Genomic DNA, 7,670 nt, shown 5'->3' on the forward strand with positions numbered 1-7,670 from the left:
GCCGCGCAACGTGGCCGGAAACCGGCACGGCCTGTCCAGAACCACGCCCGGCTCAGACGTCCGGCCCCAACGCCCCGCTATCGAGCGCCTCGGAGCGCGCCCGCCAGTCCGGCAGGGCTTCGTCCATCAGGGCGTAGAAGCGCCGGGAGTGGTTGAACTCGAGCAGGTGGCAGAGCTCGTGGACCACCACCAGATCGATCAGCGCCTCGTCGCGCTCGACGAGACGCACGTTGAGGGTCACCTCGCCGCTGCGGGAGCAGCTCCCCCAGCGGCGGCGCATCCGCCGCAGACGCAGCCCCGGCTGGCCGATGGGCCAGTGGGCAAGACGGTCGCACCAGTGTGACAGCCGCTCGGCGAAGACCCGTTCCGCCCGGGTCCGGTAAAAGCGCCGCAGCGCCTCCGCCACCCGGCCCTCGTCCAGCCCCGGCAGCGTCAGCCGCAGCGTCCCGTCGCGGACCTCACCCCCGTAGCGCCCCGCACGCTCCAGGCGTAGCGGGTACTCCACGCCGAGCACCGGGTGCGGAGCCCCCTCCTCCAGCCGCCGCGGCACGGGCAGCCCCGGCAGCGCGCGCTCCACCCAGCTCCGGCGGCTGTCCAGGAACCGCCGCACCACCGCCTCGGGACAGCCCCGGGGCAGGCGCAGCTCCAGCACCGGCCCGGGCAGCAGGTGCAGCGCGATGGTGCGCCGGCGCTGGACGCGCCGCCGCAACGGGATGACCGTCTCGCCGACGGTGAGCGTGCGCGGCAGCACTCAGACCACCAGCACCGGCTCCTGCAGGGCAGCGAGCTGCTCACGCAGGCCCAGCAGGTGTTCTTCCCAGTAGCGCTGCTCCGCGAACCAGGGGAAGGCCCGGGGGAACGCCGGGTCGTGCCAGCGCTGGGCGAGCCAGGCGGCGTAACGCATGACCCGCAGGGTGCGCAGCGCCTCCACCAGGTTGAGCTCGCGGCGGTCGAAGTCACGGAAGTCCTCGTAGCCGGCGAGGATGTCGGAGAGCTGGCCGGTCATCTCGGCGCGGTCGCCGGAGAGCAGCATCCACAGGTCCTGGACCGCGGGCCCGGTGCAGCAGTCGTCCAGGTCGACGATGTGCGGCCCCGCCTCGGTCCAGAGGATGTTGCCGGGGTGGCAGTCGCCGTGGATGGCGATGGACGCGACGCCGCCGGCACGCTCGAAGGCGGCGTCAATGCCGGTGACCAGCTCCGCGGTCACGCTCTCGTAGGCGTCGCGGAGATAGTCCGGGATCCAGCCGCCCGATAACAGGTACTCCCGCGCCGTCGCCGCCGTGCCGGGGTCCAGCTGCGGCCGGTGGCGGAACGTGGTCGCCTCGCCCACGGTGTGGATGCGCCCGAGATAGCGCCCCAGCCACTCCAGCGTGTCCGCGTCGTCGAGCTCGGGGGCGCGCCCGCCGCGACTCGGATACACCGCGAAGCGGAAACCGGCGACGGTATGCAGGGTCTCGCCGCGGTGGCGTATCGGCGCGACCACGGGGATCTCGGCGGCGGCCAGGGCCTCGGCGAAGGCATGCTCCTCGAGGATCGCCGCCTCGCTCCAGCGCTCCGGGCGGTAGAACTTCACCACCACCGGGCGCTGATCCTCGATGCCCACCTGGTAGACCCGGTTCTCGTAGCTGTTGAGCGGGAGCAGGCGGCCATCCACCTCGAAGCCGACGGACTCCAGCGCGTCCAGCACGGTATCCGGGCCGAGGCGGGTGTAGGGATGATCGTCGGCCTGTTCGCTCATCGCCCTCGCCTCGCTGATACCGGACCGCCAGCATGCCGGGCCGGTGCGGCACGCGCAACGCCCGCGGCGGTAACGCTCGCCGTCGCCGGGCGCGTAGAATGCGCACCATGCTGTTACAACTGCGAGACGCCACCGTCACCCTCGGCCCGCGCACGCTCATCGACGGCGCCGGGTTCACCCTGGACGCCGGCGAGCGCGTGGCGCTGATCGGCCGCAACGGCACCGGCAAGAGCACCCTGCTGCGCGTGCTCGCCGGCGAACTTCAGCCCGACCACGGCGAGCGCGAGACCCGCCGCGGTCTGCGCGTGGCCACCCTCGACCAGGAGGTCCCCGCCGGCACCGCCGGCCGGGTGTTCGACGTGGTCGCCGACGGCCTCGGCGAGGCCGCCGCACTGCTGCGCCGCCACCACGACGCGGCCGCCGCCATGGCCCGGGGCGAGTCCGGCGCCGAGACCCTCCTGCAGCGCCTGCACGACGAGCTGGAGGCGGCCGAGGCCTGGCAGACGGCGTACCGCGTGGACGCCGTGCTCGAACACCTGGCGCTCCCGGCGGACGCGGAGTTCGAGGCGCTCTCCGGCGGCCTGCGCCGCCGTGTGCTCCTCGCCCGCGCGTTGGTCTCGGCACCGGACGTGCTGCTGCTCGACGAGCCCACCAACCACCTGGACGTGACCACCATCGACTGGCTGGAGGACTTCCTCACCAGGCTGGACTGCGCGATGGTGGTGGTCAGCCACGACCGGCGCTTTCTCGAACGGATCGCCACGCGCATCGTCGAGCTCGACCGCGGCTGGCTGACGAGCTGGCCGGGCAGTTACGCCGAGTACGAACGGCGCAAGGCCGAGGCGCTGGCCGCGGAGGAGAAGGCCAACGCCGAATTCGACCGCAAGCTCGCCCAGGAGGAACGCTGGATCCGCCAGGGGATCAAGGCCCGGCGCACCCGCAACGAGGGCCGGGTACGCAACCTTCAGGCGATGCGCCGCGAGCGTGCCCAGCGCCGTGAACGCACCGGCCAGGCCCGTATCGCCATCCAGGAGGCGGAGCGTTCGGGGCGCCTGGTCGCCGAGGCGGAGCACGTGGACTTCGCCTACGACGGCACCCCGGTGGTCAAGGACTTCTCCACACTGCTGATGCGCGGTGACCGCGTCGGCCTGGTCGGCCCCAACGGCGTGGGCAAGAGCACTCTGCTGAAGCTGCTCCTCGGCGGACTGGAGCCGGACAGCGGCCGGATCCGCCGGGGCACCAACCTCGAGGTGGCGTATTTCGACCAGCACCGCAGCACCCTGGACGAGCAGGCCAGCGTGATCGACAACGTCGCCGGCGGCAGCGAGCAGATCACCGTCAACGGCCGGCGCCGCCACGTGATCAGCTACCTGGGGGACTTCCTCTTCGCCCCGGAACGGGCGCGCACCCCGGTGGCCTCGCTCTCCGGCGGCGAGCGTAGCCGGGTGATGCTCGCGCGGCTGTTCGCCGAGCCGGCGAACGTGCTGGTCATGGACGAGCCCACCAACGACCTCGACATCGAGACCCTCGAGCTATTGGAAGAGCGCATCGCCGCCTTCCAGGGCACCGTGCTGCTGGTCAGCCACGACCGCCGGTTCCTGGACGACACGGTCACCAGCCTGCTGGTATTCCAGGGCGGCGGGCGGATCACCGAGTTCGTCGGCGGCTACAGCGACTGGGCCGAGCACGAACGCCGCCGTACCGCGGAGCAGGCCCCCGCCGGTGGCCGAAGCGCCCGCCCGGCGGCGTCATCGGAGCAGCGCGGCGGACGCCGCAACCGCAACAAGCTCAGCTACAAGGACCAGCGCGAGCTCGACGCCCTGCCCGCGCGCATCGAGACGCTGGAGGGGGAGATCGAGGAGACCCAGCAGGCCCTCGCGGACCCCGCGCTCTACCAGGGCGATCACGGCGAGCGCATCGCCGAACTGAAGGAGACGCTCGCCCGGCTCGAGGACGAGCTCGGCGAGGCCTACGGACGCTGGGAGACGCTGGAGGCCGGCGGCGAGGCCTGACGCGGCTGCCGCCTCAAATGGCTTGGCGCGCCAGACCGCGGGCGTCGGTCAGCACCTCGACCCGGTCCCAGCCCTGCCAGACCGGGACGAGCTCGCCGGGCAGCGGGCGCAGGTGGCCAAGCTCGCGCCAGCGCTGAGCGGGCTCGTGGAAATCGGAGCCCAGCGACGCCGTCAACCCCAGGCGCAACGCCCGTGAGCGCGCGGCGTCCAGGTCGCCGGGCCCGCCCCCGCCCACCACCACCTCGATCCCGTCGCCCCCGGCCTCGGCGAAGGCGGTGCACGCCCGGCTGAGCTTGGTGGCGGTGAGACCGTAGCGCGTCGGGTGGGCGAGCACCGCGCGTCCTCCGGCGGCGTGAATGGCCTCGATACCCTCGGTCATGGCGACCCAGCCCGAGCCCACATACGCCCGCCGGCCCCGGGCAAGATAGCGCCGGAAGGCGGCCTGGTGGGAGTCCACCACGCCCCGGGCCACCAGCGCCCGGGCAAAATGCGCGCGCCCGATGGCACCCTCGCCGGCCTCCGCCCGGGCCGCGTTCAGGGCACCGTCCACCCCCGCGCGCTCGAGCTTGTGCGCGATCCGGGCCGCCCGGTCGTCGCGGGCGGCGACCTGGCCGTCGAGGAGCCGGGTCAGCGCCGGGTGCGTCGGGTCCACCCCCAGGGCCACGACGTGCAGGTCGCCGCCGGCCCAGGTCACCGACAGCTCCAGCCCGGGCACGAGCTCGACGCCATGCCGCTGCGCGGCGGCGCCCGCCTCATCGAGACCGGCCACCGTGTCGTGATCGGTCAGTGCCAGTACCCGTACGCCGTTTGCCGCGGCTCGCGCGACCACCTCCGCCGGTGCCAGGGCACCGTCGGAGGCCAGACTGTGGCAGTGCAGATCGATGGCGGACAATACGCCCATTTTGCGCCTTTCCCGGTTACTGCCGCCGGACGGCGGACCAACCAGTCTGCCACACCCCGGTTTCACGCAACACGGCGTCCCGATGAACCCCGTTCACGCTCATCGGGACCGGGATGACGGCCCCGGCGGCGTTGGCTACCGTTGTCAGTGGGAACACCCCAGTGGAGGACAGCAAATATGGCCATCAAGAGTTGGGATCCCCGCAAGCTCCAGGACCACGACATCCAGGGCAGTCGCTTCGAGCATCTGGTCGCCGACGCCTGGGCCGAGGTCCATGAGGACGACGGTCTGCCCGGCCAGTCCGCGGAGGCTTCTTACACCGAAACCGCCTCCGCCAGCGAGAACGGCTCCGACTGGCACGCCACCCATACGCCCTTTGCCAACCTGCGGGACCAGCTCACCCGCCACTGACCTGCGAATCAAGCCCGCCTCCGGGCGGGCTTGAACTCGACCTTCCCCGCCCCCACCTTCCCGGACGCGTGTTGCCTCGCGTCAGCCCGGCTGACTAGACTGCGACGACACACCGTCATCGCCGCCGCGCGCGGCAGACCGGCACCATAAAGAGCGATCCATCCGTCCCGGCTTGCGCGGGGCGCTACAAGCAATCCAAGCACAGGAGCTGCAAGATGAAGATCGAACTGCCCGAACTCCCCTACGCGATGAACGCGCTCGAGCCCCACATCTCCCAGGAGACCCTGGAGTACCACTACGGCAAGCACCACAAGGCCTACGTGGACAAGACCAACGCGCTCATCGAGGGCACGGAATTCGAGCAGATGCCCCTCGAGGACATCATCCGCAAGGCCAGCGGCGGGCTGTTCAACCAGGCCGCCCAGGTCTGGAACCACACCTTCTACTGGAATTCCATGAGCCCCAACGGCGGTGGCGAACCCACGGGCCCGGTCGCCGAGGCGATCAACCAGGCGTTCGGCTCCTTCGAGGACTTCAAGAAGGAGTTCAACGAGAAGACCGCCGGCAACTTCGGCTCCGGCTGGGGCTGGCTGGTCAAGACCGCCGACGGCCGCGTCGAGATCCGCGAGACCGACGACGCGGATACCCCGGTCACCGACACCAGCGTGACCCCGCTGCTGACCTGCGATATCTGGGAGCACGCCTACTACATCGACTACCGCAATGCGCGGCCGAAGTACCTCGAGGCGTTCTGGAACCTCATCAACTGGGAGTTCGTCAACCGCAACTTCAGCGGCTGACAGACCGCGGCGGGGCGGCTTGCCGCCCCGCCGGCGTCTCCCTATAATCGCCTGCAAGGCAGCCGCGCCGTGGCTGCCTTTTTTATTTTCGTCACCCGGGCCCTGTGCAGGCGAAGGGACGCCCCGGGCCGATCCCCTGGCGGGACAGACAGCGAGGCAGGACGAGCATGCAGCCGCGACACTTCCTGACCCTGGACGACTGCACCCCGGAAGAGCTCCTCGGCATCCTCCGGCGCGCCTCCGAGCTGCGCCGGCTGCACGCGGACGGCGCGGTGCACACACCGCTGACCGGCCGCGTGCTCGGCATGATCTTCGAGAAATCGTCGACACGCACCCGCGTGTCCTTCGAGGCGGGCATGGCCCAGCTCGGGGGCTCGGCGCTGTTCCTCTCGCCGCGGGACACCCAGCTCGGCCGCGGCGAGCCCATCGAGGACACCGCCCGGGTGATCTCGCGCATGGTCGATGCGGTGATGATCCGCACCAGCGCCCATGACACGGTGACCCGCTTCTCGGACCACTCCCGCGTGCCGGTAATCAACGGCCTCACCGACGACGCCCACCCCTGCCAACTGCTCGCCGACCTGCAGACCTACTTCGAGCACCGCGGCGACATCCGCGGCCGCACGGTGGCCTGGCTCGGCGACGGCAACAACATGTGCCTGTCCTACATGCGGGCCGCCCGGCTGTTCGACTTCCGCCTACGCATTGCCGCCCCCGAGGGCTATGCCCCGGATCCGTCCCTGGTGGACGGCGACCGCATCAGCCTGACCACCGACCCGGCGGCGGCGGTGACCGGCGCGGACCTCGTGGTCACCGACGTGTGGGCAAGCATGGGCTTCGAAGCCGAGCAGCAGGAGCGCATCGCCGCGTTCCGCCCCTACCAGGTGGACGCCGGACTGATGGCGCAGGCCGCGGAGGACGCGCTGTTCATGCACTGCCTGCCCGCACACCGCGGCGAGGAAGTCACCGCCGAGGTCCTGGAGGGAGCGCAGAGCGTGGTGTGGGACGAGGCGGAGAACCGCCTGCACGCCCAGAAGGCACTGCTTGAGTTGCTGCTGCTGAAGGAATGATCGTGGGCCGGTGGACGACGGCAACGGCCCGTGCCCGACGACGTCCGCTGGCCTTGATCCGGGATGTCGCACGCCTTCGGCGCACGACCTACGGCGGCTGAGGGAATGATCGTCCCCGGCGCGGTGACCGGCCATGCGCCCCGACGCACCGGGACGATCCATGATCGCCGTAGGCTGGCAGGAGCGACCTGCCTGCCCGGGATCGCGGCGGATCGGCCTCTGCCGTAGATACCGTCTCGCGTATCAAGCGATTTGCGGGGTATCCGGTGTCTGTTTTTTGATGACGCCGAAGCGGATGTGGACGAGCCTGCGCATGACCGCCCCCGAGGCGGCCATCCTGGCGTTGCCCCGCCGGCGAAGCGCGCGCACGCCGGGGGCGTATGGTCGGCCGCTCAAGGCGGTCGACGTCGCCGGCACCGCAGGACGGGATGTTGGCTGCCGGGAGCAGCCAACCTACAACGCCGGTCTACTCCACGGGCGTTCCGCAAAGGATTCCCGCCAGCAAACCCGGTAACCCGCCCCTACCGTAGGGGGGGTGGGCCCCGCAACCGCGCACCCCCCCCAAAAACCCCCGCCCAAAAAAAAAACAAACAAACAACAAAAAACCGAAGAAACAACACCCCCGGAATACCCCCCCGGCGTACCGCAACGTATTCCCGCCAGAAACCCCGGTAACCCGCCCCTACCTTAGGTCGGATGATCCCGGAAGCCGACATCCCGCCAGATCGGCCGCGAACC

General features: G+C 70.8%; 7 protein-coding genes. 4 read left to right on the forward strand and 3 right to left on the reverse strand.

Going from position 1 to position 7,670, the window contains the following annotated elements:
• Positions 1-52: 52 nt before the first annotated feature.
• Complete coding sequence (locus ACEZHJ_RS11035; RefSeq protein ID WP_163139070.1) at positions 53-751, reverse strand: M48 family metallopeptidase; 699 nt, start codon at positions 749-751, stop codon at positions 53-55.
• Positions 752-1,738, reverse strand: a complete 987-nt coding sequence (locus ACEZHJ_RS11040) for a serine/threonine protein kinase (RefSeq protein WP_018717975.1) — start codon at positions 1,736-1,738, stop codon at positions 752-754.
• A 98-nt stretch (positions 1,739-1,836) separates the two neighbouring features.
• Between ACEZHJ_RS11040 and ACEZHJ_RS11045 the strand changes: the two genes are divergently transcribed.
• On the forward strand, positions 1,837-3,750 hold the full coding sequence (locus ACEZHJ_RS11045) for an ATP-binding cassette domain-containing protein (RefSeq protein WP_163139069.1): 1,914 nt from the start codon (positions 1,837-1,839) through the stop codon (positions 3,748-3,750).
• Between the two features lie 13 nt (positions 3,751-3,763).
• On the opposite strand, the gene ACEZHJ_RS11050 is transcribed toward ACEZHJ_RS11045, so the two are convergent.
• A complete protein-coding gene (locus ACEZHJ_RS11050) occupies positions 3,764-4,651 on the reverse strand; it encodes a PHP domain-containing protein (protein ID WP_163139068.1) in 888 nt (295 codons plus the stop codon).
• A gap of 177 nt (positions 4,652-4,828) precedes the next feature.
• On the opposite strand from ACEZHJ_RS11050, the gene ACEZHJ_RS11055 reads away from it, so the two are divergent.
• The 3 genes from ACEZHJ_RS11055 to argF all read left to right on the forward strand — a co-directional run bounded on the left by ACEZHJ_RS11055 (position 4,829) and on the right by argF (position 6,932).
• Entirely contained in the window at positions 4,829-5,062 is a 234-nt protein-coding gene (locus tag ACEZHJ_RS11055) for a hypothetical protein (RefSeq protein WP_018717972.1), read from the forward strand.
• A 215-nt stretch (positions 5,063-5,277) separates the two neighbouring features.
• Positions 5,278-5,862: a superoxide dismutase gene (locus ACEZHJ_RS11060; RefSeq protein WP_018717971.1), complete on the forward strand. Its 585-nt coding sequence runs from the start codon at positions 5,278-5,280 to the stop codon at positions 5,860-5,862.
• A gap of 167 nt (positions 5,863-6,029) precedes the next feature.
• Complete coding sequence (argF, locus tag ACEZHJ_RS11065) at positions 6,030-6,932, forward strand: ornithine carbamoyltransferase (RefSeq protein ID WP_163139067.1); 903 nt, start codon at positions 6,030-6,032, stop codon at positions 6,930-6,932.
• The last annotated feature ends 738 nt before the right edge of the window (positions 6,933-7,670 follow it).

Origin of the sequence: Arhodomonas sp. KWT2 (assembly GCF_041949875.1) — a bacterium.
Taxonomy (GTDB): domain Bacteria; phylum Pseudomonadota; class Gammaproteobacteria; order Nitrococcales; family Nitrococcaceae; genus Arhodomonas; species Arhodomonas aquaeolei.

Excerpts from the sequence above, each read along its gene's own strand:
- ACEZHJ_RS11040 (WP_018717975.1), bottom strand. The coding sequence starts at position 1,738 with ATGAGCGAACAGGCCGACGATCATCCCTACACCCGCCTCGGCCCGGAT.
- argF (WP_163139067.1), top strand. The coding sequence starts at position 6,030 with ATGCAGCCGCGACACTTCCTGACCCTGGACGACTGCACCCCGGAAGAG.
- ACEZHJ_RS11050 (WP_163139068.1), bottom strand. The coding sequence starts at position 4,651 with ATGGGCGTATTGTCCGCCATCGATCTGCACTGCCACAGTCTGGCCTCC.
- ACEZHJ_RS11045 (WP_163139069.1), top strand. The coding sequence starts at position 1,837 with ATGCGCACCATGCTGTTACAACTGCGAGACGCCACCGTCACCCTCGGC.
- ACEZHJ_RS11055 (WP_018717972.1), top strand. The coding sequence starts at position 4,829 with ATGGCCATCAAGAGTTGGGATCCCCGCAAGCTCCAGGACCACGACATC.
- ACEZHJ_RS11060 (WP_018717971.1), top strand. The coding sequence starts at position 5,278 with ATGAAGATCGAACTGCCCGAACTCCCCTACGCGATGAACGCGCTCGAG.